This is a genomic window from Acetivibrio straminisolvens JCM 21531 (assembly GCF_000521465.1).
GTDB lineage: Bacteria > Bacillota > Clostridia > Acetivibrionales > Acetivibrionaceae > Hungateiclostridium > Hungateiclostridium straminisolvens.
Window position 1 is genome coordinate 90,431 of sequence record NZ_BAVR01000002.1, and the last position, 24,852, is coordinate 115,282.

The following is a 24,852-nucleotide window of genomic DNA, read 5'->3' on the forward strand; positions in this document are numbered from 1 at the left end:
TTATATTATATTTTGATTTATATTTTTTATAATTTTTGTATTTTGCCCCCTTAAATAAAAAAATAAATGCGAATTTATCTTTGCATCATATGGATTATGCTATAAAAATATGATAATATTTAGCTGGATATAGCTGTATATAAAAAAATAATATTAAAAAATATAAAAGTAATATTAATCAATTGCTTTACAAGTATAAAACTTGCGCACTATGTTGGTATTACATTAATCATCAATTGGAAATGGGTTTTGGGAAGTATACTTGAAAGCAACTGGTTGTTATTGAGGTTTATAGACAAGGTATTTTAGCTATCTGGAAAACTATCGGACAAATCTTTGGATGATTCTTTGTTGCAATGAATATCCATGGCATGGGCTTGTTGATTTTAAGAGCCTGTGACACATAATGTTCTCTATGAAGCTCATTATTGTAAAAGTCGGTTCTATTTTGCGAATTTGCTCTATTTTCATTTCAATATTTCCAGTTTGCATAAAAAGTATTTCTCAAAACGATACATTTTGATATTGGTGTTTTTGTATGTCAACATCTGCGTAAATTTTAATAAAAAAATTAATTATTTAAGGAGTGTGAAATATGGCAAAGAGAAGGTTATCACTACTTTTGGTACTTGCTATGATGCTTACAATTTTGGTTCCGCAATTGCCTGCAAGTGCCGCAACTGTTGCACCTGAAGGCTACAGGAAGCTTCAAGATGTACAGATATTTAAGGATTCTCCTGTAGTTGGCTGGTCAGGAAGTGGTATGGGTGAACTTGATACTGTCAATGATACCCTTCCCGTTGATACAACTGTTACATACAAGGGTTTGCCGACTTTAAGGCTGAGCGTAAAGACACCGCTCCAGTCTGCATGGTGGATCTCTCTTCTGACAGTAAGAGGATGGAACACTCATGACCTTTCCCAGTATGTTGAAAACGGTTACCTTGAGTTTGACATCAAGGGTAAAGATGGCGGAGAAGAGTTCATTGTAGGTTTCAGGGATAAGGTTTATGAACGCACCTATGGACTTGAAATCGATGTTAGTACAGTAATTACAAATTATGCAACAATAACCACAGAGTGGCAGCATGTTAAGATTCCATTAAGAGATTTGATGCGCATTAATAATGGATTTGACCCATCTTCGGTTACTTGTCTAGTGTTTTCAAAGAGACATGGAGATCCGTTTACAGTATGGTTTAGTGATATAAAAATTACATCGGAAGATGATGAAAAGTCTGCTCCTGAAATTAAAGTTAACCAACTGGGCTTTGTTCCTGAAGCTGAAAAGTATGCATTGGTTACAGGATTTGCAGAAGAACTTGCGGTATCGGAAGGTGACAGATTTACAGTAGTGAATGCTGCGGACGGCTCCGCTGCTTATACTGGAAAATTAACTCTTGTAACAGAGTATGAACCTGTCGATTCCGGTGAAAAAATACTGAAGGCAGATTTCAGCGATTTGACTACACCCGGCAAATATTACATTAGTATTGAAGGGCTTGATGACTCACCTAAGTTTGAAATCGCTGAAGATATCTACAGTTCTCTGATTGCCGACTCTGCAAGATATTTCTATTATCAACGCCAGGGTATAGAACTTGAAGAACCTTATGCCCTTGGATATCCTCGTAAGGACATTACTCCTCAGGATGCACAGGCGGTATTTGCATCAGGTACAAAATCTCCTATAGACATAACAAAAGGTTGGTATGACGCAGGAGATTTCGGTAAGTATGTAAATGCCGGAGCAACTGCTGTTTCAGACTTGTTCTGGGCATATGAAATGTTCCCGTCTCAGTTTGTTGACGGTCAGTTCAACATTCCCGAAAGCGGAAACGGAATACCGGACATCCTTGATGAAGCTCGCTGGGAGCTTGAATGGATGCTTAAAATGCAGGACAAGCAAAGCGGAGGATTCTATCCTAGAGTTCAGTCCGATAATGACGAAAACATAAAATCAAGAATAATCAGGGATCAAAACGGCTGTACTACAGATGATACTGCGTGTGCTGCCGGAGTACTTGCTCATGCTTACTTGATTTACAAGGATATTGATGCTGACTTTGCACAAGAGTGCCTTGATGCGGCAATAGATGCATGGAGATTCCTTGAAAACAATCCGAAAAATATTGTTTCACCTCCGGGTCCATACAATGTATATGATGACAGCGGTGACAGACTCTGGGCGGCAGCTTCTCTCTACAGAGCTACCGGTGAAGAAGTATATCATACATATTTCAAAGAAAAATATAAATCTTTTGCACAGAAGTTTGAAAGTACGACCTCATATGCTCATACATGGGGGGATATGTGGCTTACAGCATTCCTTTCATACTTGAAATCCGAAAACAAGGATGCAGGGGTTGTAAATTGGATTGATGATAAATTTGAAACTTGGCTTGAAAATATACTTTCAAGATACGAAATCAATCCGTGGAAGAATGCAATTGTTCCCGGAAACTACTTCTGGGGAATCAATATGCAGGTTATGAATGTTCCTATGGATGCTATCATAGGCTCACAACTTCTTGATAAATACAGTGACAGAGTATCAAAATTTGGCTTTGGCTCACTTAACTGGCTGCTCGGTACAAATCCGCTCCGCTTTAGCTTTGTGTCGGGATATGGAGAGGATTCTGTAAAAGGAGTATTCAGTAATATTTACAATTTGGACGGTAAACCCGGAATTCCAAAGGGTTATATGGCTGGTGGACCAAATACCTATGAAGGAGCAGGACTGTCAAGATTTGCAGCGAAATGCTACACAAGAAGCACCGGTGACTGGGTTGCTAACGAACATACAGTTTACTGGAACTCAGCATTGGTATTTATGTCTGCTTTTGCAAATCAAGGTTCGGAAGTTGTTCCGGAGCCTACACCCGTAGCAACTCCAACTCCAACTTCAACTCCGACTCCTACAGAAGCTCCAAAAGTAGTTGACGTCAAGATAGATACATCAGCTGAAAGAAAGGCTATCAGCCCGTATATTTACGGAAGCAATCAGGATATTGATGCTACATTGACTGCAAGAAGATTCGGCGGAAACAGAACAACCGGATACAACTGGGAAAATAACTTCTCGAATGCAGGAAGTGACTGGTTGCATTACAGCGATACTTATCTTTTGATGGACGGTAAAGTACCTCAGGAAGAGTGGGATACACCTGCTTCTGTAGTTACTACATTCCATGATAATGCACTTAGCAAGAATGTTCCTTATACACTCATAACTCTCCAGGCTGCAGGTTATGTTTCTGCAGATGGAAACGGTCCTGTATCTGAGACGGAAACTGCACCATCTTCAAGATGGAAAGAAGTTAAGTTTGCAAAGGGAGCACCTTTCTCACTTACTCCGGATACAGATGATGATTATGTTTATATGGATGAATTTGTAAATTATCTCGTAAACAAATACGGAAATGCATCCACAGAAACCGGAATAAAGGGTTATTCCATAGATAATGAGCCGGCATTGTGGAGCCATACTCATCCAAGAATTCATCCGAATAATGTAACTTGTCAAGAGCTCGTTGAAAAATCTGTAGAGCTTTCCAAGGCAGTTAAAAATGTAGATCCGTATGCAGAAATATTCGGACCTGCTCTCTATGGTTTTGCTGCATATGAATCGTTGCAGTCAGCTCCTGACTGGGAAACTGAAGGAGAAGGTTACAGATGGTTCTTGGACTATTACCTTGATAAAATGAAAGAGGCTTCTGATGAAGAAGGAAAGAGACTCTTAGATGTACTTGACGTACACTGGTATCCGGAAGCAACAGGCGGCGGTGCAAGAATATGCTTTGGAGAGGATTCAAGAAATATTGAGACCAACAAGGCAAGGTTGCAGGCACCTAGAACATTATGGGATCCGACATATATTGAAAATAGCTGGATTGGTCAATGGAAACAAGACTTCTTACCGCTGTTGCCAAATATTTTCGATTCCATTGAAAGTTATTATCCGGGAACAAAACTTGCAATAACCGAGTACGACTATGGTGGAGGAGATCATATTACCGGAGGTATTGCAGAAGCCGATGTTCTTGGTATATTCGGTAAATACGGCGTATACCTTGCAACATTCTGGGGAGATGCAAGCGACAATTATACAGAAGCCGGTATAAACCTCTATACAAACTACGACGGTAAAGGCGGTAAGTTTGGAGATACATCCGTTAAGTGTGAAACATCCGACATAGAAGTAAGCTCCGCTTATGCATCAATTGTTGGTGAAGATGAAGGCAAGCTCCATATTATTCTTTTGAACAAGAGCTATGACAAACCAACAACATTCAATTTCTCAATTGATAGCAGCAAGAACTATACAATTGGAAATGTATGGGCATTTGACAGAGGAAGCTATAAAATTACTGCAAGGACTCCTATACTAGGCATAAAGGACAATGCTTTCACATACACAGTGCCCGCTTTGACAGCATGCCATATAGTGCTTGAAACCGATGGTTCCGTATTACTTGGAGACTTGGATGGCAATGGAAAAGTAAATTCTATTGACCTTATGATGCTCAAGCAATATTTGCTGGGAATAAGAGAAGATATAAATGTAGCAGCAGCTGATGTTTGCCTTGACGGAAATGTGAACTCAACTGACTATACTGTACTATGGAAATATCTATTAAGGGTTATAAGAGTTCTTCCGTATGTTCCTCAAAATGAGGCTCCTCAAGCAACATTTACTTTCTCACCTGAGGAACCGACTACCGACGATAATGTGGTATTTAATGCATCAAATTCAATAGATGTTGACGGAAGAATTGCCTACTATGTATGGGATTTCGGTGACGGATTTGAAGGAACTTCGACATCTGCTACTATTACCCATAAGTATAAAAACCCTGGAACATATAAAGTAAAATTAATTGCTACAGATAATGAAGGAGCGTCAGGCTTATTTACAAGCACAGTGACAGTAACATCCGCTACCGGAGACAATTCCAAATTCAGCTTTGAAGATGGTACATTTGGAGGCTTTACAACATCCGGAACATACTCAACGTCTGTTATAGAAAACACCGGCGAAAAGGTATTTAAGGGAGAAAAAGCTCTTAAATGGACTGTAACAAGCGATGCTGAAGGAACTGCAGAGTTGAAATTGGACGGAGGTACTATCGTAGCTCCAGGTACCACTGTAACATTTAGAATCTGGATACCTTCCGGTGCACCTATTGCTGCTATACAGCCATACATTATGCCTCATACACCTGATTGGTCGGAAGTACTCTGGAATTCAACATGGAAGGGATACACTATGGTTAAAACAAATGACTGGAATGAAATTACTCTGACTCTTCCTGAAGATGTAAATCCGGATTGGCCTCAGCAGATGGGTATACAGGTACAGACTACAGGGGAAGGCGAATTTACTTTCTATGTAGATGCTATAGATTGGTAAGAGATTTAATTCGATAAATCAAACTTAATTTGCATTGAACTCAACTAATATATAAGGAGAAGCCATAAGGTTTCTCCTTTCTTATGCTTTTTTTAGCCTTTTATTAAAAAGGAGAAATAAGCGGGATGATTGACCCACTTAAAAATTTATACGGACTCGGATTTAATATTTAGAGGGAAATATAAATGTCCTAAACTTTTAATAGCTTTACAAAGGTTATACTATGTAAAGGAAGACAAATTGTGATATAATAATATTGAATAGAAATTTTAATACACCAACTAATTTCTTGAGAATATCATATATAGCAAGTCTATTTTGCATTGAGTCTTTATTATTCGTTGAAGCAAATTTTGCAGTTCAAATTTTGGGGTTAAAGTTATATATTTTTTTATATAACTTTATATATTTTTTGGAGTTTTTCCTTATGGAGGTGGTTTATATAAAATAAAACCAATAAATATAACAAATATATTATTATTTTAGAGGAGGAATTATGGTGAAAAAGACATTATGCTTTGTACTGACTTTGGTTATGCTGACGGCATTTATTCTTCCCCAAGGGATAGTATCCGCAGCAGGAACCTACAATTATGCAGAAGCTCTTCAGAAAGCTATTTACTTTTATGAGTGTCAGCAGGCAGGACCGCTTCCTGAATGGAACCGTGTTGAGTGGCGCGGCGATGCAACAATGAATGATGAAGTCCTTGGAGGATGGTATGACGCAGGTGACCATGTTAAGTTTAACCTTCCTATGGCCTACTCTGCGGCAATGCTTGGCTGGGCCCTTTATGAGTACGGTGATGATATTGAGGCATCGGGACAGAGACTGCACCTCGAAAGAAACCTTGCTTTTGCCCTTGATTATCTGGTAGCATGCGACAGAGGAGACAGCGTTGTTTACCAGATAGGTGACGGTGCTGGCGACCATAAATGGTGGGGTTCTGCAGAAGTTATTGAAAAAGAAATGGAAAGACCTTTCTTTGTTGGAAAGGGATCCGCCGTTGTAGGTCAGATGGCTGCAGCTTTGGCTGTAGGTTCTATAGTTCTTAAAAATGATACATACCTTAGATATGCAAAGAAATATTTCGAACTTGCAGATGCAACAAGGAGCGACAGTACTTATACTGCAGCAAATGGTTTTTACAGTTCTCACAGCGGATTCTGGGATGAACTTTTGTGGGCTTCAACATGGCTTTACCTGGCAACTGGTGATCAGTCCTATCTTGATAAAGCTGAATCTTATATTCCAAAATTAAATCGTCAGAACCAGACTACAGATATAGAGTATCAATGGGCACATTGCTGGGATGACTGTCACTATGGAGCAATAATTTTGCTTGCAAGGGCTACCGGCAAAGAGGAGTATCATAAATTTGCACAGATGCATCTGGATTGGTGGACACCTCAAGGTTATAACGGCAAGAGTGTTACATATACTCCGGGAGGACTTGCACATCTCGATACTTGGGGACCGTTGAGATATGCTACAACAGCTGCATTCCTGGCTTTTGTATATGCAGATTCAATAAATGATTCTGCTCTTAAGCAAAAATATTATAATTTTGCAAAGAGTCAGGTTGATTATGCGTTGGGTTCAAATCCGGACAAGAGAAGCTATGTTATAGGATTTGGAAACAATCCGCCTGAGCGTCCTCACCACAGAACTGCTCACGGAACATGGCTGGATAAGAGGGATATTCCCGATAAACACAGACACGTACTTTACGGTGCTCTGGTTGGAGGTCCCGGAAGAAGTGACAACTACAAAGATGATATTGAAGATTATATTCAAAATGAAGTTGCAACTGACTATAATGCAGGTTTTGTCGGTACTCTCTGCAGATTGACTGCAGAATACGGCGGAACTCCTCAGGCAAACTTTCCACCACCGGAAAAAAGAGATGATGAGTTTTTCGTAGAAGCGGGTATAAACCAAGCCGGAGAGCATTATACCGAAATAAAAGCATTGCTCAATAACCGCTCATCTTGGCCGGCAAGACTTATTAAAGATCTTTCATACAATTACTACATGGATTTAACTGAGGTTTTCGAAGCAGGTTATACTGTTGATGATATTACAGTAAAAGTAGGTTATTGTGAAAGCGGAATGGATGTTAATATTTCACCGATTACTCATTTGTATGACAATATTTACTATATTAATATAGCGTATGTTGACGGAACTAACATATGTCCGATAGGACAGGAGCAGTATTCTGCAGAGCTTCAGTTCCGTATTTCAGCGCCTCAGGGCACAAAATTCTGGGATCCGACAAACGACTATTCGTATCAAGGGCTTACCAAAGAGGTAACAAAGACTAAATACATGCCTGTTTTTGACGGGTCTACAAGAATTTTTGGAGAAGTTCCCGGCGGCCTTGAACCTACACCTACACCTACACCTACTCCTACTCCAACTCCAGCCCAATATAAAGTTGGTGACATAAGCGGTGATGGTTTGATTAATTCAACAGACTATACAATGTTAAAAAGACATGTAATTAAATTTTCTATAATAACAGACCCAATTAAATTAAAGGCTGCAGATCTAAACGGAGATGGCAATGTCAACTCCAGCGATGTTACATTAATGAATAGATATCTGCTTCGTGTTATAGATAAATTTCCTGTAGAATAATTTGATATTTGAAATACTCTTTTGATAAGAGCTGTCCAAAAAGCAGGACGGCTCTTTTGTTTTGCATCTGGAAATGAAATGAAAGAGGCAAGAGCGAAGGCACTCGATTTCCCGAACTTTTGCCTCTTTAGGCGAAATGAGAGAGACAAAAGCACTCGATATCCTGAGTTTTTATTAATGTGATAATTGAAATGGAATAATTATCATGGTATACTTTTTCATTATATTGGTTCATTATTTGGCGAGTTTAGTAGGGGCAGTTTAGTTTTTGGCGAATCTATTTAGTATAACAGGAAATATGATATGAAAGGTGATTGTAATGAAGTTATACCTTATTGCTGGTTCAAAAAGCGAGATGCTGAAGAAATCCTTAGAAGAGAATCGGGACATCGAAGTGGTACATATTGGCAATACTTTCGATGATGCTCTTAACAATTTAATAAGAAACAGCTTGGATTTTGACAGCATACTATTGATGGATGCCGGCATTGTCGAAGGCACCGAAAGTTTTACAGATACATTAAATACTTTAAAAGAATTAATGAACAGCTCATATCCGTATATTACATTAAAGTTCATTACAAAGGATCCGGCTTATCTTAATGAATATAACAACGTAGTATCGGGGGACAGCAGGTTTGAAGTGTTTTTTGTTGACAATGTGCGTATACCGATAACATATATTCAGGAAGTCTGTTTAAAGAATCAGAACCAAAAACCTTCAGGGGCTCGGCAGATAGAAAATCAAGCACCGGCCGATCCTTCCAAAACTTCGGAAGGGAAGCTGACTCAGACATTATCCGGAAAGTCAAGAACTTTGTTTGGAAGAAAATTGCCCTTTTTCTCAAGAACGAATGCAAATGAGGATAACTTTGAAAGCGGAGGGGCAAAAAGCACAATAATAGATAATGCTGCGCATCCTAAGCAAAAAATATCTCTTGTGTCCAAAGATTTCAGAAAGGTAATTGTAGTTACGGGATGCAGGGGAGCCGGCGTCACAAGTACGGTAGCAAATCTTGCAATAGAGTCGAGTGCGCAAGGACTTTCTACAATAGTAGTAGATTTAGATATTGATTATAGGGGCATAAATTTATATTTCTCAAAGTTCGGGGATGAAGTTGAGTATAACCCTGATTTGTCTTATTCATTGATTAGATGTATTATAAAACCGGATTCTTATGATATAAATTCATGTAGAATTAATGACAATTTATTTGTTACTACTTTGGCTTATTCAATATCATCAAAAGATAAATTATTGGAGATAATTGACATAAAAAAGCTTTCGGCATTTATTAATTTCTTAAGGCTTAGATTTAATGTAGTTTTGATTGATATGCCAATAAACACTTTAAGCAAGTATTCCCAATTGCTAACACAGATAGACAGTATAGCTTTGTGTGTCAATAATAATTTGTATTCGGCAATCAGTACCGTAAGGACTGTCGAAGACCTTTTCGTCAAGGAGGACCTGGTTTTGTTTAACGTAAAGTCCAGACCGGTCTTGACAAAATATAATGAAGCAAACAGACATAACGGCAAAACCTTTACTCCGGAGTTGACATGTAAAATCATGTGTGAATTAGGAGGATATAGCAGTGATTTAAATCCGGCTGGAGTTGTTCCGTACTCAAGAGAATTTGATCTTCAAATTGATTCGGGACAAAAAATTGTTTCGACTAATAAGGCTTATAAAAATCATTATTTTACAATACTTAAGAATTTGCTGTAATATTGCATATATTTTTGTACTACATAAAAGTTTTTTATTCATATTGAAAAAGATTCCTATAGTTAGTATAATTTATATTATGGGGCATGAATATTGTTATTTTATGTCATTATTTAGAGAAAAAAAGCCAATTCCTTAAAATAATCTATGCAGTATTTTAAACAGGGGGTACAATTATGGACATTAACAGTATAAAAAGTATAAAGCCCGGCAATCAACTTCCGAAAAAGTTACTGGCGATATTTGTAAGTATTGCAGTTATTGTTGGAGCCTTTATTTATCTTAATGGTTTAAACGATTCTGCAAAGGATACTGTTGATATTGTTGTGGTCAAATCTTCAGGTGGTATACCTGCAAACACTCTTATTACAAAAGATAATATTGGAAAATACTCCATTATCAGAAAAGAATTTAAGAATGATATGATTACCTACGATAAAGTGGACAGTGTCCTAAATATGTACAGTCTGTATTATTTGAGAAATGGTGATCCTATCTATTTTGATCAGCTCACAGATGAAAAACCGCGTAAAACCGAATGGCTGTATGAGCTGGAAAATGATTATGAAGTTCTTACCATAAAGTATAATTATCTCGAATGCGGTGGAGATATATTGCGTCCGGGGGATTTGGTAAGAGTTAGGGTTACATATACCGATGAAAGCTCTGCATCACAGTCCTTAGACGGTATGATATACGGCACTTCGAAAAAGGAAAAGAAGACAGAGATATTATTTGACAGTATTCGTGTAAAGGATCTTATCAACTCTTCGGGGCGTTCTATTTATGAAGTCTTGAAAGAGGTTTTCAAGCTCAGTGAAAAGGAAAGACAGGAAGTAATGAAAAGCCGTGAGTTCATGCAAAATATTAAAGCTGAATCATTGCTTCTGGCAGCTACAAAAGAACAGGTAAACAAATATGCAAAGTTTAAGGCGCAGCAGGATGCCGTGTTTACTTTTACCATACTGACCAGGGATGGAAATGATGAAGTATTTGACCAGCTTCCTGTAATAGAGAAGGAGGTAGAGTCGTGGATAACAGAGGGCGAAACGAAGGAGTAGAATTAAAATCTCTTCTAGAGAAATTGTCCCCAAGGGATAAGATATACAACGAAATGGAGATTAATAGAATTATTGATAATGTTATAGGGTTTATTCCTGCTTCGGATTGTTCAGATTCTTCCATTCTCCTTGTCAATCTTGCAGTGGCAATTGCTCAAAAGGGGTTTAATACTTGTATTTTAGATGCGAAGGTTTTTTACCCTAATATATACAAGCTGCTTGATTGTGAAGCAAATCCTGCAGGGAAGGGGCTTATAAGGATTTGCAGAAGCGACAAAGTTGATATAAGAGATGTGATTAACGAGACCAAATATAGGAACTTGTATCTGTTGTCTCCGAGTCCTTCCGACCCTATGGAGGACTATTTTGACTTTCAGTTGGATGACGTGGACCGTGTGATAACTTCTCTTAAGGAGACTTTTGATTTTGTACTTATAGATATTCCCAATATTCCGCCATTGGAATTTTGCGTTTCATCTCTTAAAAACTGCAATGTGGGATTCTTTATATGGGGGGAACGGATTGACTGTCCTCAGAATACCAGCAGGCTTTTGGAGTTTATAGGGTCTTTGGGAATTGGTGTGTCAAAGCTTATGAATGTAATTTTGAATAATTTATATGGCATTAAGTATGACAAAACAATAATAGAAGATATGAAGATGAAGCTTATTGCAGAGTTTCCTTTTGTCTCAGGTGCCATTGATCTTTCCTTAGAGGGAAGAGTATATATTGCTGACAGCTTGATAATCAACAAAAAATACAAGGAATCGATGAATTTATTAGTTAACTTATTGACGAAACACTAAAGGTTTTGGAGGGCTTGAAATGTTATCAAGAAGTACTGTAAGTGAACTTCAAAAGAAAGCAAAATATATACATAGAACCAATACTTCGGGAAGCAAATTGACATCCATGACCTTTGAGGAATGTCTAAAGCAGTGTCAACAGTATATAAGTAATGTGGCAACAAATTTCTACAGAAGGATTGAAGACCCGGCTAAAAAAAGGGAAATGACGGAAAGGTACATAATTGACTATGTTGAAACTCAGAAACCTGAGGTTGAAGGATATGAAGAGCTTTCGGTGCTAAGAAATGCCCTTATAGATGAGATAACACAATACGGTCCTATTACGGATGCCATGGAAGACCCTTTGATAGATGAAATCAGGGCAAATGGACCGCAGCAGATATTTGTGGAAAAGAGGGGAAAAACCGAGATTTGGGACAAGTGCTTTACCGACAGGGAGCATATGGAAAGAATAATTGCCAAGCTCATCGGAGTGTCAAAGGTAAGGCTTACGCCCAGAACTCCGATGGTAAATGCCCGTACTATAGAGGGCTACAGGGTTAATGCTACCCATGCGGATATTTCGCCTTACGGAAATCCGGCATTTTTGGTCAGAAAGTTTAAAAAGTATACGCTAACCCCGCAAGAGATGATACAGGAGAAGTCATTTTCGGTGAATATGTTTAAGCTTCTTTCGCTGATACCTAGGGCGAATCTTTCTTGGATGACAGCGGGGCCAACCGGAAGCGGAAAGACTACACTAAATGAAGTTTTGATAAAGCAGATAGATCCACTTTGCCGTATTATAACAATTGAAAACCCTGCAGAATACAGACTCCTAAGGCATAAAAACGACGATCCTAATGAAAGAGTTATAAATGACGTGCTTCAGTATGAGTGCGTTCCCGATGATGATGACAGCAGCCCTGCAACAATGGAAAACCTATTGATAAATGCCATGAGACAGTCTCCTCACTGGATAGGTCCGGGTGAGCTTCGTTCTCCCGGAGAGTTTGAAACTGCTCTGCGGGCTGCACAGACCGGTCACTATTTCTTCACGACCCTGCATGCTGAAGGCGATAAGGAGGCTATTTACAGGTTCCTCACCGCATACCTTATAAAATCCAAAGAGCCTGCAGAATTGGCATTGAGAAATATATGTAACGCAGTTAAATTTGTCATATTCCAAGAAAAGCTTGCGGACGGAACCCGTAAAGTTACATCAATTTCGGAGATTAGAGGTTCCGATGGCTTAAAGCCTATTATAAATCAGATATATAAATTCATTCCTGAGGATGTTGATGATGACCCTGTTACAGGTGAGGTTAGAGCAATAATAGGCAAGCACAAAAGGGTAGGTTGTATATCGGAAGATCTTATTGACAGAATGATGAAAGCAGGAATTAAGCGAAGCAAATTTGAGTTCCTCACGCTTCCGGTTGATCCCGATGAAGAGGAGGTTTACGATATAGATGCTATTAAATGCAATATTTAGTGTAGTTATTGGGCTAGTGCTGTTAATTATACTGAATACGCTACTGGACCTCAGGCTTCTTAGTGATTTGAAGAATCTTTTTACATATATAATAGATGCCATTGCCAATCATAACACTAAGAAATACCTTGAGAGAATAAAAAGAAATAAAATTGTTAAAACAAATGACAACATTATTTCAAAATATAACAGGGTAGTAGAGAATATAATTTTCGATTATAATCTGCCGCTGACGTTGGAGGGATTTAACTCATTTATCAGCATACTTTTTGCCATATTAGTTTTGGTAATCGTGCTTTTTTTAAAGGATGTTACGCTGTCAGCATTGGTTGCAGTTTCCTTGTTGGTTGGTGCGGTTACATACTTTACCATGAGGTCAAGGAACATAAAAGCGGCTAAGATTGAAAGTATTATGGATGCCGAGGACTTGATTTGTCCTTTGGCAAGGGACGGAGTTCTTGTGGCAATAAAAAAGGTTTTGGAGTCTGATGAATATATTAATGCCGACATAAGACCGTTTTTCATTCAGTTCGTGGAAAACTGCGAAAACTACGGTTATTCTTTCAAAAGGGCAATGGAAATACTAAACCGCCAGTTGGGCCCGAAGTTTGACAACTTTGCTAAAAAAGCGGTTATTTTCGAGTACAATGAACGTAAGGGTATGGCCGATATTTTTCTTGATATTGTTGAAGAGAATGCTGCTTTAAGGGAAATAAACGCCAGGAAGAATAGAATCTTTAAAAAGATGAATATGAATTTTATAATGAAAACAGCATTGATAGTTATATTTGTCGCTTATTCAATGACAATTTCGGAGTTGAGAAGTTTCTTGCTGGAGAGCACACCGGGGCGCTTTATTCTTACCCTTACCATAGTTTCCATCTGTCTGAGCTTTGCAAGATGTCAGGCGTTGCAGACCGACATAGGAAGTTTTGGAGGGGAGAATAAATGGTAATATTTTCTAAACTATGTGCTTTGGCAGCGATAATTTATCTTGCATTTACATTAATATACCCTCTTTTTAGGCCCATGACCCGCAGAAGAAAGGAACATTCCAGAGATTTTATTAAGAGGAAGAGGGATCAGAAGAAAGCTGAAAAGTATTTGTACTTTAAAGATATAGTGCTAAGGAGATTTTCAAACAAGCTTTTGCTTAGTGATGTAAAGAGAAATGAATACAATTTCTTGATTAAAAGGCTGGATTTAAGAATAACACCGGAAGAGATAAGGTTAAAACAGGTTTTGTATGTAATAGGTGCCATAGGCATATCCATGATTGCCATGAATATTAATACTCTAATTGGCTATGGATGTTTGATATTTATTGTATTGGGATGGCTCTATCCGGTTGATGAACTTGAAAAGATGATAGAAAAAAAGAACAATAATATACTGGCAGACTTTCCTTCGTTTTACAACATGCTTTACTATCAGTATGCCAGATCTATTAATATTTATTTGGCGGATGTGGTGAAAGACTTTCTTCCTAATGCCAATGAGGATATGGCTGCAGAGCTAGAGGTTTTTCTGGATAACGTTGAGTATGGAGAGGAGTACGCATTAAAGCAGTTAAAAAAACGTGTTCCGTTAAGACATATTATCAAGTTTTGTGATATAATGGAAACAAGGCTTAGGGGATATGACAATATCTCTCAGATGACATATTTAAAAAATGAGCTTTACGACTTAAGAGTCGTGTCCTTAGAGGATGAGCTAAACAGAAGGGAACAAAAGAATGCAAGAATGCAGTTTGTTTTGATTCTTGTATTGGTGATTTATGTTGTAATTTACTATTACTTTATGTTTGTTGATGCCATCAAATTATTTAGTTAAAATTAGATTATTAGAGTTTTTAAAGCATATATAAAAAATAATTAAAACCAGAGGGGGTTATTTCAAATGAAGAAGACAGTAAATATGGATTTACTTAAAAATTCAATCAAAAAGTTTGTAAAAGATGAGAGGGGAGAGTTCGGAGTAAAGCAGATTGCTATTACTGTAGCGGTAATTGTGGTTATCGGGCTTATTCTTAGCATATTGAGGAATGGATTATTGAATGAAATGGTAAACACTGTGTGGGAGTTTTTATGGGAGCAGATACAGAAACTTATGGGTTAATTGTTAATAATTGTATGCAAGGAGGTTATACCCGGCTATGTCAATAGAACCACCGGGTGATTTTCTATGACGGGTTTTGCAAAAAGTATAGTAATTGTACTCCTGGTTTGCACTGTATTTTTGATAACAACAAATTTCATTTTTTTCTTTCCCTGGTACATGACTTTGGCTTATGAAACGTATAACTTATCAACATTGGCGGCGCAGCACAACTATATTGATGAAGATGAGGCATTGATGATAATTGAAAACCTGAATAAAAAGCCCTTCTTCAAAGAGAACCCTATTAGCTTAAGTGACATAGAAGGACAGTTCGAACCTGGGATTTTGCAGAGAGGGGCTCAGTTTAGTATTACTATAACAGCGAGGTATCCTATTCGTATGGATATGGGGTTTGTGAAAGTAGAGCGTGACTGGCCTGTATCTTTTACGGTTGAGACAACGTGCCTGTATTTTGATAAAAGTATTGATTCTCTATATATAGATGAGGACCCGATATAAAGGCAAAAAGGTGGTTTTATGAAAAATTTGGCGATAATGGTCCTGATTATTGTACTTGCGTCAATTCTATTTCAGCCTTTTTTTGAAATGGTTGAGATTTTTGCGGAGAAGGCACAGATAGATTCTGCCGTAGAGTCGGCAGCAAAATCTGCACGATTGTCCGGCTTTAAATTGACGGATATCAGGAATCTGGAAAAAAAGTTTAATTTTGATATGGACAGCGAAGACGAAAACTTTATCAGTGTTTTTTGCGAAGTTTTTGCTGCCACCCTCAAGTTGGAGTATGAGGATTTGAAAGATAATGATGATAATAAAGTATATTTTAAATCAAAAAATGAAAGATACAATGATTTTGTAGTTGAATTCCAATATGACAAGGAAAACCCCGATAAGTGCCATATTATTGTCACAACGAACTACAAATTTAAAAGAAATTACTTAAAGCTATTTGTAGGGGACAATTCCTTTGAGCTAGTAAGAGAAAGAACGATGTTTGCCCGCATGGAAAACTAATGCTTTTATAAGTGAGGAAATAGAGGACAGGTTTATAGATAAAACCAGCCCTCATCATTATCCTCATTATTATTTTTATCCATACTTATTTTTGTCCGATTGCTTCCGCCTAGAGACATGCTATAAAGCTTGCCGCCAGTGGTTTTGCTGCTATAATATATGTGCTCGTTGGCCAAATTTATGAATTCGGAGTTTTCATTGTTGAGCTTTGTCTTGTCTGTGCCCTCAGTTCTGATTCGGTAAATGCTTCCGCCGTCGCTCTTGTTGCAGTAGTAGACCCAGCCGTTTGACACATTTATATTATAGGATATATCATCATTCAGCTTGTTTTTGGAACGGCCGTCAATGCTTGCTTTATACAGCTTAAATCCGTCACTTTTATTGCAGTAAAAAATATAATCACCGTAAACATTGATATAGCTGCTTCATCACTTACAATTCTTGTCCTGCCTTTGCCCATGGTGTTTATCCTGTATATTTTACCCCCGTCACTTTTGTTGCTGTAGTAAATCCAATCATCCTTAATAAACAGGCTGTGGGTGAAGTCGTTATTCAACTTAGTCTTTTCGGTACCATCGGTTTTTATTTTATATAGCTTGTAACCGTCACTTTCATTTATGTAGTAAATCCAATCCCCGCTAACTGTCATGTCCCAGGAACGGTCGTTGTTGAGTTGGGTCTTACCGTTTCCCTCGAGGTCAATTCTGAATATGTTGTCATTATTGTTTGGGTCGGTGTAATAAATCCAGTTTCCGCAAACATTAAGAAACCAGGATTCGTCATTGTTTACCTTCTGAAGGTCACTTCCGTCAAACTTTACTTTGTAGATGTTAAAGTCGGAACCGGCATTGGAAAAATAAAGCCAGGATCCTTGAGTACATACCAGTCCTCCGTTTAAAATATTGCCGGATTGGTTTCCCGTATGGTTGTAAACCATTTCTCTTCTTAGTAAACTTCCAAAGATACTGACTGTTCTGTCCAATGTTTTTTTCGGTGCTTCCGGCTGATTTTGAACATCCAGCAATACAGTATCCATACACTCATCGTCCATATTTTTATCGTTCATGTTTGCATTGTTAATCTGCGGCATAATCACATCGTGTTGTGAAGGGGAGTTTTGCATAAGTTCAGTATCCATTACAGTATTATCAGCAGCAGATGGTGAAATAACCCAAAATGAGTGTTCTTCATAGCTCATCTCCGACAAAATCTCGTAAAGCGCTTTTTCGCCTCTGTGGCAGAGGAATATCTTGCATCGGGATCAAAAGCACACATTTTCAATATAAACTGCGAGAGCTTTTCACCGGCCTGAAGGGGAGGGGTAAGTGCCTCGCCGGAAAGCCTTTTATCCAAAGCTGCTTCGCTGTCTTTATACTTAAGCTCCTGAGGATAGGGAGGCATAAAGGGAAATCTTCCGTGATTTAAAAGCTTATATATTACAATACCCAAGGAATACAAATCGGACCTTGAATCATATGGCCTTCCTCTGTAGACTTCCGGTGCCATATAAAGAGGAGTACCCCGTATAGAGGAAGCCAGCGAGATTCGTGTCAGTTCCTTAGCAATGCCGAAGTCGCCGAGCTTGAATTTACCGTCGGAGGTAACGAATATATTCTCGTCTTTTATGTCCCTATGGATTATTTTCTTTTGCTCACAGATTTCCAAGGCAGAACAGATATCCAGAGCAACATTTATTACACCGGCTCGGGTAAGACCGTTTTGGGATATGTATTTATTAAGTGTTGTGAGATACTCCATTCTTATAAGTATATCCCATCCGAAACGCTCGCTGCTTTTTTGTACCAAATGGTCTTCGTAGCTTACTATATTTGTATTTCCGCGCAAGGTATACATCATATGTATTTCGTTAACGATGTTTTTAACAGCACTTTGAAAATATTGCTCCAAGGAATTGTCATCATTGCCGATGGTTGCAACAGCTTCGCGGTGCTGTTCTTGGGTGGGAATACTTATAAGCTTTAAGGCAGACTGGTATTTAAAACCCCATTCCTCTTTAAAAATCTTATATACTTTCCCATAGCTTCCTTCGCCGATAAAGGATTCTACACGCCATGCGCCCCACAAGCTCGTATTTTTTTATATAATCATCAAAAGAAACGTGCATTTTTCGGACCTCCAAGGAATTTGCTTATAATATTTCTATAAAATTATAGCATCAAATACGCTATATAGACAATGAAATGTGTAATTATATTCCGATTTACATTAAGATATCTTCAATTTTGACAACAATACAGGTTATATTGTCAGAACCTCCGTTTATTAGTGCTTCGTTTATAAGTGTTCGTGCGATTTTAGAAGGATCGTTCTCGGTATTTATAGTACTCTTTATGAACTCATCTTCAACCATATTTGTAAGGCCGTCAGTGCAAAGAAGAAATACATCCCCCTTTTCAAGAGAAAAGCTTTCCGAAACGTCCGCTTCAACAATTCCTTCTTCCGGAGGTATGCCGAGAAACTTGTAAAGCAAGTGTTTACTTGGGCTGTTCGATGCTTCTTCAGGCTTAAAATGCCCAGTCTTATGAGTCTTTCAGCTTCTGTATGGTCTTTGGTAAGTCGGATTATTTCATTGTCTCTCACATGATATATTCGGCTGTCGCCCAAGTTCAGTGCCTTTGCTTGGCCGCCGTATATCAAAAGGGCAGCAAAGGTTGCTCCTGTTCTTGCACCATATTCAACTCCCAAGTTATATATTAGATTGTTGGTGTTTTTAATATAGGAATTAATTCTGTTGACGCAACCTTCAATATTGCCGTTATTATTGTTTTTGATAAAGTTATGGGCCTTTTTTAATTCGAGCATGGCAGTAAGAGAAGCTTTATCACCGAAGGCTTCTCCGCCCATGCCGTCACTTACGGCAAACAGGAAAAAAGAATCGGCTTCATTTATGTCAAAAAGAACTGTCTTTTCTGTGGTAGACGGAGAAAAATAGATGCCGTTAAGATAAAAATTATCTTCGTTAATGCTGCGCACAAAGCCAACATTTGTTGCAGCTGAAGCCCGAAGTATTATATTTTTTTCACTATACATGGCTTGTCCTTTCATACTAAAGTTATATAAAGCAAACAATATTACGATTATATATTAATTATAGAATTGTTAAGGTGGAGCCATCCCACACTCCGGCATCTTCAAGTGTTTCATCATCTCTAAGAACCCGTCCTAAAGGCTCAGCATACAAATGAAACTTCGAAGTAACACTGGTTAGGTCATCGTCAAGGCGAAGAGCGTAAGCTATTAACGATGACAGATGCTTTGCCGGTATATCAGTGGGCAGTTCCAAATCACGAGTTTCTTTTTTATTTTTGCATTTAACTGTTACAATTACATTGTTCATACTTTACATCCTCACTTTAAAAAAGAGGCTATGCAGGTTTTACATAGCCCCTTTACGATTTGGCCTCTTGGGGTAAATGAAAGAGGAAAAAACGATGGGGCTTGATGCCCCTTATATAATCCCGTGTATTTATGTAACTAAAAAAAGTATTATTTGCGAAGTTTATTTGCTATCTCCTGATCAGCCTGCTCAAGTGCATCAGCAACTGAATTCAGAGATAACTGAAGATCTTCAAGACATTTATTGAGCTTTCCTTCAAGCTCTTTTCTCAATGCAATAAACTGATCTACATAAGCTTGAGCAGCTTTACCTTCCCAAATACTCTTAAGACTGTCTATTTCCTTTTGAACAGTATCGAGAAATATCCTTGCTTCTGTACTTTTATCCTTTATTCTTCGAGCTGAGTTTCTAACTTCTACAGGTGTAATACGAATAACATTTGCCATATTATTATCCCCCTTTAAACTTCATTTTGGTATAAATTTCGACTATATGAAGACTGTACCAAACAATACTATTATCTCAGAAAAATAAGTAAAAATCAATAGATAATTCTATTATTAGCAATCCGACTACCTTATTCGACAGACGAATTGTCTTTTTTGCTGTAGCTTTTATTTATCTGTGTTATCCATGCCTTTAAAATATTGCTTTCCAGCATAGCTGTCTTAACTCTGCAAAAACGTCCTCGATTAACAAGATAGCCGTCACCGGGTTTTATTGCCTTTTCAGTTGTTCCATAGGGAAGTCTGACGGAAAACACCTGTTGGTCTGAGATACTTCCCAGTAATACACCTGTTTGCATGTCCTTAAAAGCTTTTGCAAAGCTCTCCCAGCTAGAACCGATATCCTGGGTATGCCCTGCCATAACAATACTTATACCAAGATTTCGTTCTTTTTTTGCCAGTCGTTCAAACAGGTCTTTGGTAATAGGATCCGCATACTGCAAAAAGTCGTTAAAGTCGTCAATCAGGATAAGAGTGAGCTGACGGCTCAAGATAAACTCTTTTTCATTAATCAGTCCTCCTGCCCGAACTCTTTCCTCGTTAAGTTCGGATTTCCTGTTGTCAATTTCATTTTGAAGAGCTTCTGCAAACTCGTTTATATTATGCCCGTCGTTAGTATAGGATTTTGTGTGGGGAAGCTGGCTTAGTGCGTAAAGCCCCATAGAGCTTGAGTCAAAGATGTGTATTGCCAGCTTTTCCGGAGAAAATTTAAGAGCAAGGGTAATGGTCAGAGCTTGAAGGAATATTGTTTTACCGCTTTGAATATCTCCGGGTACCAACAAATGGGGTGTTTCCAAAAGGTCTACGAAGCATGGCTCTATATCATTTTCTTCGATTCCCAAAGGTATGCACGCAGGCCTGCGGGCAAGGGTCTTTTTAACCTCATCTCTTATGATAAGGTCTTTGTAGTACACGATTTCGGGCATGACAGGAATAGGCTTGGCTTTAGGTCCTGTCCAGCTTTTGGATATTGCATTTAAAATCGACTTAAGTTTAATTGTCCGTTCGATTTCCGATTCACCTTCCGCTGGCAAGGCTGTCTGGAATTCAAGGGGAGGATTACCCTTTATCAGGCCTCGTCCGTTTACAGGGCTTGGCTCCAAACCTTGAGTTCTTCCCACAATAAGCGAATAGTCACCTTTGTCGGACATCTGAAGGGCGACAGCCAGCTTGAAATTGGAACTCAATTTGTAACTGATTGATGATGTACTACTGCTTGTCACTACTATATGTATGCCAAGGTTGCCTCCTTCTCGGGAAATTTGAATAATATAATCCACGTGTTCGGAGTATATTTCAGAGAAGGCGGAGAAATTGTCAATGACAACTACAATTGCCGGAAGAGTTTCTCCGGAGGCATCCCTATATGCTGTCAAGCTGCTGACCCCTTTGTCGGAGAAGAGGTCTTTGCGGGTATCCATTTCTTTTATAAGGAATTTGAAGAGCTTGTTCAGTTTTTCTTCCTCGTCAACCGTTACTGTTCCTCCAACGTGGGGGAGCCCGGAGAATAAACCTAAAGTTCTTACTCCAAAATCCAGTATATAGATATTTACATCGGAAGGAGAGTAGTTTAATGCCAAGGACATAATCAATGTCTGCAAAAATGTGGTTTTACCATATCCCGGCGAACCGTATACGATTAAATGTCCTTCTTTTCCAAGGTCAACTGTCAAAGGAGCCTGAAGCTGATTTTCCGGGTCATCGAATAGTCCGATGACGGGATTTAGCCAAGTATCTGCCTTTGTCCACTTTTCACCGTCCCAGCATCCCTTTACATCAGCAAGAAGACTTTCAAGATAAAGCTGTTCAGGAAGAGGCGGAAGCCATGGCCCTTTAAGACGGTTTATATTTTCATGCTGTGCCACACCTGCTATATGAGAAACAGCAGCTTGAAGTTGAGTGAACTCAGCTTTGCTGATTTGTGATGCAGATCTTGTATAAAGTTGGTGGCGTTTGCCGTTTATAGCGACCTCCGAAATATCGTTTTGCGCAGTGATTTCCTCACTGGCATCGGGAGTGTATCCTGCTCCGCTCCATGCGGACTGAAAAAGCTCGAATATTTCATCGTTTCCGACTTGGATGTAGGCTCTTCCGGGCAATTTGATATCTGCAGCATCGGGGCGTTTGATGACATCTTGGCTGTCATGAGGTCCCTGAACTTTAAGACAAATACGGAAGCGCGCGTTACTCCATATCTGATCGTCAACTACTCCGGCCGGCTTCTGAGTTGCAAGAATAAGATGTACACCAAGGCTTCGTCCAACCCTTGCGGTACTTACCAATTCCCTCATGAAATCCGGCTGTTCGCTTTTCAATTCGGCAAATTCATCCGCAATTATGACAAGATGTGGAAGAGGTTCTTTAGCTTTTTGGCTGTGGTAAAGCTTTTGATAGCTGTCTATATGGTTTACCCCGTATTGGGCAAAAATTGTCTGTCTCCTCTTAAGTTCACTTTTAATGGATACAAGGGCACGGTTGGCTGATTTCCTCCAAGGTTGGTAATTGTTCCAACCAAATGGGGCAAATCAAGAAATGCATTTGCCATTCCTCCGCCTTTATAATCTATCAGCACGAAAACCACATCATGGGGATGGAAGTTTATTGCCAAAGAAATTATAAAGGATTGTAAAAGTTCACTTTTACCGGAACCGGTCGTACCTGCCACCAAACCGTGGGGTCCCTGTCCGCGCTCGTGAAGATCAAGGGAAATTAACTCATTGCCGGTGCGTATTCCAAGGGGTGCCGCCAATGAGCGGAAAGCCTTGTTCTTTTTCCAACGCTCCGGCACATTTAATTCTTCGACAGTTCTGACGGAATACATTTGCAAAAGGGTTATTGATGAAGGCAAGCTTGTTGAAATCATCAATTCTTTTATGCGTATTGGAGCCATTCTTCTTGAAAACTGCTCGGCATCTTTTATAGACACTGTATCCGGTAAAAAGGGCATAGGGGAAGAACCCTGGCTTCTTTGCAGCATATGGCCGGATTTGGGAGCAAGCTCAATGATGGCCTGGCAATCTTTCGGAAGATACTCAATTCTATCAAAAAGATAAACGGTTGATACACCAAGGGCTTGATTGTTGTGAGCCAAATAATTCATAATCGGCTCATCTTCAATCAAACGAATGTCGGCCAGAATGAATACATAATGGGGTAAATTTACAGGAGTTGGAGGTGTATCCTTCTTATCATGGCTGGTACGCTGTTCCCGCTCTTTTATTATATCATAGAAATAACTAAATAACTGGTGTGCCATTTCCTTATCATTTGCAAGAAAACGGATTTGACGATTTTCATTCCATACATGGGGCAGCCAGCGAATCCATTCCCATTCGTCGGCTTCCTCTTTGGGATAGACCAGCACAATTTTTACCTCTTCATAGGAATGAAAGGTTGCCAGTTGCATAATTAAAGCTCTGACATTTTTTAAAACTTCACTTCTTGAGCCTATTATTCCTGCTGTACCCGAATAAAATAAAGGGACACAAACAGGTATATCCGAAACCAGACTAAACTCATCATAGAGCTTTTGAGGTTCCGACATTAAAGGGTCACTATCAATACTAAGCGGCTGGCTTTGAACATTAATCTTGATCGCCAAGGGTGCGGTTCCTATACCTATCCGCGCCGAAAGAAAATCATTGAACTGGGGAGTTCTTTCCCAAAGCCTTCTGTCTATGGTTTCAACACGTCTGATGCATTCGGTGGGGTCGGGGTTCATAATAAGCATACCTTTTTTTTGCTGTTCCCGGGCTATTTCAAGTTCTTTACGTATTGAGTGGATGATTTCTCCATATTTTTTGCTTCTCAACTCGGTATCGTCTTTAAATTTTTTATTTTGAGATATATATTGAGATATTGATACAATTACTGATACAAAGGTCATTGAAAACGAAAGCAGCATATGGGTTGATTTGCCAATAACGGCCGTAATAATTGATATAATAGACATCATTATCGGAGGCAATAAAATGCCCAGCCATGATATAGTTGGTTTGGATGCTGCCGACGGGGGATTGGGTATTGCTTTTTCGCCTTCCGGCATTTCAGGCATAAGCCTTGGAGAACGCTGTATATAAGGATACGGAGGTTTGGCTGATTTTAAGGCTGCCTTAAGACCGTTAACATACACTCCGTCTCCCATGTGGTACACAGAAATAAAAGAGCCTTCAAAAACTATTTTATATCCGCAGATATGGATTATATCACCTTGATTTAAAGCGCTGTCATAAACCTTTTTCCGTTCAAAAAGGTACCGTTTAGACTCTCAAGGTCTGCAATATGATATTTTCCGTCTATGGATTTATATATCTTGGCATGCTCACTTGAGACCAGTTTGTCCGAATAAACTATATTGCAGGATTCGCTTTTTCCTATGGTGATCTCTGAAACTCCCCTTATTTCGAAGTTTTCCAGAACATTGTCATAGGGATCTTCTGGCTTTACAATAATGGCAGCTCTGCTCATGGTTTCGGGTGAATTTCCGATTACATAAGTATCATAGGGAATAAGATTCTTTTTGCTTATGGTGCTTCCATTGCAAAAATCCCCGATTTACTGTGATTATAGATGTACCACTGGTTGTCTTCCTTTTTCAGGGAGCAGTGGTTTTCATCAATACAGGATGAATCAATCACTACATCGTTTAAATCGGAGCGTCCGATGGATATTATATTCTTGTTGAAAGAATCAATTTCAACAATTTTAAAAAAATTATCAAAGTAGG

The 24,852-nt window shown here is 38.8% G+C and carries 22 protein-coding genes; 11 read left to right on the top strand and 11 right to left on the bottom strand.

Annotated features, from left to right (window positions below; translation table 11 throughout):
• Positions 1 to 595: 595 nt before the first annotated feature.
• The 11 genes from JCM21531_RS00890 (at position 596) to JCM21531_RS00940 (ending at position 16,262) form a co-directional block, all read left to right on the top strand.
• On the top strand, positions 596 to 5,413 hold the full coding sequence (locus JCM21531_RS00890; RefSeq protein ID WP_038286699.1) for a glycoside hydrolase family 9 protein: 4,818 nt from the start codon (positions 596 to 598) through the stop codon (positions 5,411 to 5,413).
• Between the two features lie 496 nt (positions 5,414 to 5,909).
• A complete protein-coding gene (locus JCM21531_RS00895) occupies positions 5,910 to 8,054 on the top strand; it encodes a glycoside hydrolase family 9 protein (protein ID WP_038286701.1) in 2,145 nt (714 codons plus the stop codon).
• A gap of 319 nt (positions 8,055 to 8,373) precedes the next feature.
• Entirely contained in the window at positions 8,374 to 9,786 is a 1,413-nt protein-coding gene (locus JCM21531_RS00900; protein ID WP_038286703.1) for a CpaE/TadZ family protein, read from the top strand.
• A gap of 176 nt (positions 9,787 to 9,962) precedes the next feature.
• A complete protein-coding gene (locus JCM21531_RS00905) occupies positions 9,963 to 10,847 on the top strand; it encodes an SAF domain-containing protein (protein ID WP_038286704.1) in 885 nt (294 codons plus the stop codon).
• The gene (locus tag JCM21531_RS00910; RefSeq protein ID WP_038286705.1) at positions 10,817 to 11,653 is read left to right on the top strand and encodes a MinD/ParA family ATP-binding protein; all 837 of its coding nucleotides are present in this window, start codon (positions 10,817 to 10,819) and stop codon (positions 11,651 to 11,653) included. The genes JCM21531_RS00905 and JCM21531_RS00910 overlap by 31 nt, the downstream gene beginning before the upstream one ends.
• A gap of 19 nt (positions 11,654 to 11,672) precedes the next feature.
• The gene (locus JCM21531_RS00915; protein WP_038286707.1) at positions 11,673 to 13,130 is read left to right on the top strand and encodes an ATPase, T2SS/T4P/T4SS family; all 1,458 of its coding nucleotides are present in this window, start codon (positions 11,673 to 11,675) and stop codon (positions 13,128 to 13,130) included.
• Positions 13,108 to 14,085: a hypothetical protein gene (locus JCM21531_RS00920; RefSeq protein WP_038286709.1), complete on the top strand. Its 978-nt coding sequence runs from the start codon at positions 13,108 to 13,110 to the stop codon at positions 14,083 to 14,085. The genes JCM21531_RS00915 and JCM21531_RS00920 overlap by 23 nt, the downstream gene beginning before the upstream one ends.
• Complete coding sequence (locus JCM21531_RS00925) at positions 14,079 to 14,963, top strand: hypothetical protein (RefSeq protein WP_038286710.1); 885 nt, start codon at positions 14,079 to 14,081, stop codon at positions 14,961 to 14,963. The genes JCM21531_RS00920 and JCM21531_RS00925 overlap by 7 nt, the downstream gene beginning before the upstream one ends.
• Before the next feature lie 66 nt (positions 14,964 to 15,029).
• Positions 15,030 to 15,248: a hypothetical protein gene (locus JCM21531_RS00930; RefSeq protein WP_038286713.1), complete on the top strand. Its 219-nt coding sequence runs from the start codon at positions 15,030 to 15,032 to the stop codon at positions 15,246 to 15,248.
• Positions 15,249 to 15,443: 195 nt separating this feature from the next.
• Positions 15,444 to 15,749, top strand: a complete 306-nt coding sequence (locus JCM21531_RS00935; RefSeq protein WP_243466994.1) for a hypothetical protein — start codon at positions 15,444 to 15,446, stop codon at positions 15,747 to 15,749.
• Positions 15,750 to 15,767: 18 nt separating this feature from the next.
• A complete protein-coding gene (locus JCM21531_RS00940) occupies positions 15,768 to 16,262 on the top strand; it encodes a hypothetical protein (RefSeq protein ID WP_038286715.1) in 495 nt (164 codons plus the stop codon).
• Positions 16,263 to 16,294: 32 nt separating this feature from the next.
• Here JCM21531_RS00940 and JCM21531_RS19810 read toward each other — a convergent pair whose 3' ends face one another.
• The 11 genes from JCM21531_RS19810 to JCM21531_RS19835 all read right to left on the bottom strand — a co-directional run.
• Positions 16,295 to 16,678, bottom strand: a complete 384-nt coding sequence (locus JCM21531_RS19810) for a DUF5050 domain-containing protein (protein ID WP_500784520.1) — start codon at positions 16,676 to 16,678, stop codon at positions 16,295 to 16,297.
• On the bottom strand, positions 16,582 to 17,460 hold the full coding sequence (locus tag JCM21531_RS19815; RefSeq protein WP_243466995.1) for a DUF5050 domain-containing protein: 879 nt from the start codon (positions 17,458 to 17,460) through the stop codon (positions 16,582 to 16,584). Before JCM21531_RS19815 ends, JCM21531_RS19810 begins: the two co-directional genes overlap by 97 nt.
• Positions 17,457 to 18,347 (bottom strand): serine/threonine-protein kinase, encoded by an 891-nt coding sequence (locus JCM21531_RS19820; protein WP_243466996.1) that lies wholly within the window; start codon positions 18,345 to 18,347, stop codon positions 17,457 to 17,459. Before JCM21531_RS19820 ends, JCM21531_RS19815 begins: the two co-directional genes overlap by 4 nt.
• Before the next feature lie 136 nt (positions 18,348 to 18,483).
• Positions 18,484 to 18,714 carry a PP2C family protein-serine/threonine phosphatase gene (locus tag JCM21531_RS23385; protein ID WP_279378946.1) on the bottom strand — a complete coding sequence of 77 codons (231 nt, stop codon included), beginning with the start codon at positions 18,712 to 18,714 and terminating at the stop codon, positions 18,484 to 18,486.
• Positions 18,612 to 19,313: a PP2C family protein-serine/threonine phosphatase gene (locus JCM21531_RS23390; protein WP_279378944.1), complete on the bottom strand. Its 702-nt coding sequence runs from the start codon at positions 19,311 to 19,313 to the stop codon at positions 18,612 to 18,614. The genes JCM21531_RS23385 and JCM21531_RS23390 overlap by 103 nt, the downstream gene beginning before the upstream one ends.
• A 58-nt stretch (positions 19,314 to 19,371) precedes the next feature.
• Positions 19,372 to 19,620 carry an EsaB/YukD family protein gene (locus JCM21531_RS00955; protein WP_038286717.1) on the bottom strand — a complete coding sequence of 83 codons (249 nt, stop codon included), beginning with the start codon at positions 19,618 to 19,620 and terminating at the stop codon, positions 19,372 to 19,374.
• Between the two features lie 149 nt (positions 19,621 to 19,769).
• A complete protein-coding gene (locus JCM21531_RS00960; RefSeq protein WP_038286719.1) occupies positions 19,770 to 20,066 on the bottom strand; it encodes a WXG100 family type VII secretion target in 297 nt (98 codons plus the stop codon).
• A 131-nt stretch (positions 20,067 to 20,197) separates the two neighbouring features.
• Positions 20,198 to 22,585, bottom strand: a complete 2,388-nt coding sequence (essC, locus tag JCM21531_RS19825; protein ID WP_369347549.1) for a type VII secretion protein EssC — start codon at positions 22,583 to 22,585, stop codon at positions 20,198 to 20,200.
• On the bottom strand, positions 22,534 to 24,270 hold the full coding sequence (locus tag JCM21531_RS23395) for an FtsK/SpoIIIE domain-containing protein (RefSeq protein WP_279378948.1): 1,737 nt from the start codon (positions 24,268 to 24,270) through the stop codon (positions 22,534 to 22,536). Before JCM21531_RS23395 ends, essC begins: the two co-directional genes overlap by 52 nt.
• 71 nt (positions 24,271 to 24,341) lie before the next feature.
• Positions 24,342 to 24,593, bottom strand: coding sequence for an FHA domain-containing protein (locus JCM21531_RS19830; protein WP_243466997.1), 252 nt, complete (start codon positions 24,591 to 24,593; stop codon positions 24,342 to 24,344).
• Positions 24,594 to 24,649: 56 nt separating this feature from the next.
• The coding region (locus tag JCM21531_RS19835; protein ID WP_038286721.1) for an FHA domain-containing protein at positions 24,650 to 24,852 on the bottom strand (203 nt) is incomplete at its 5' end.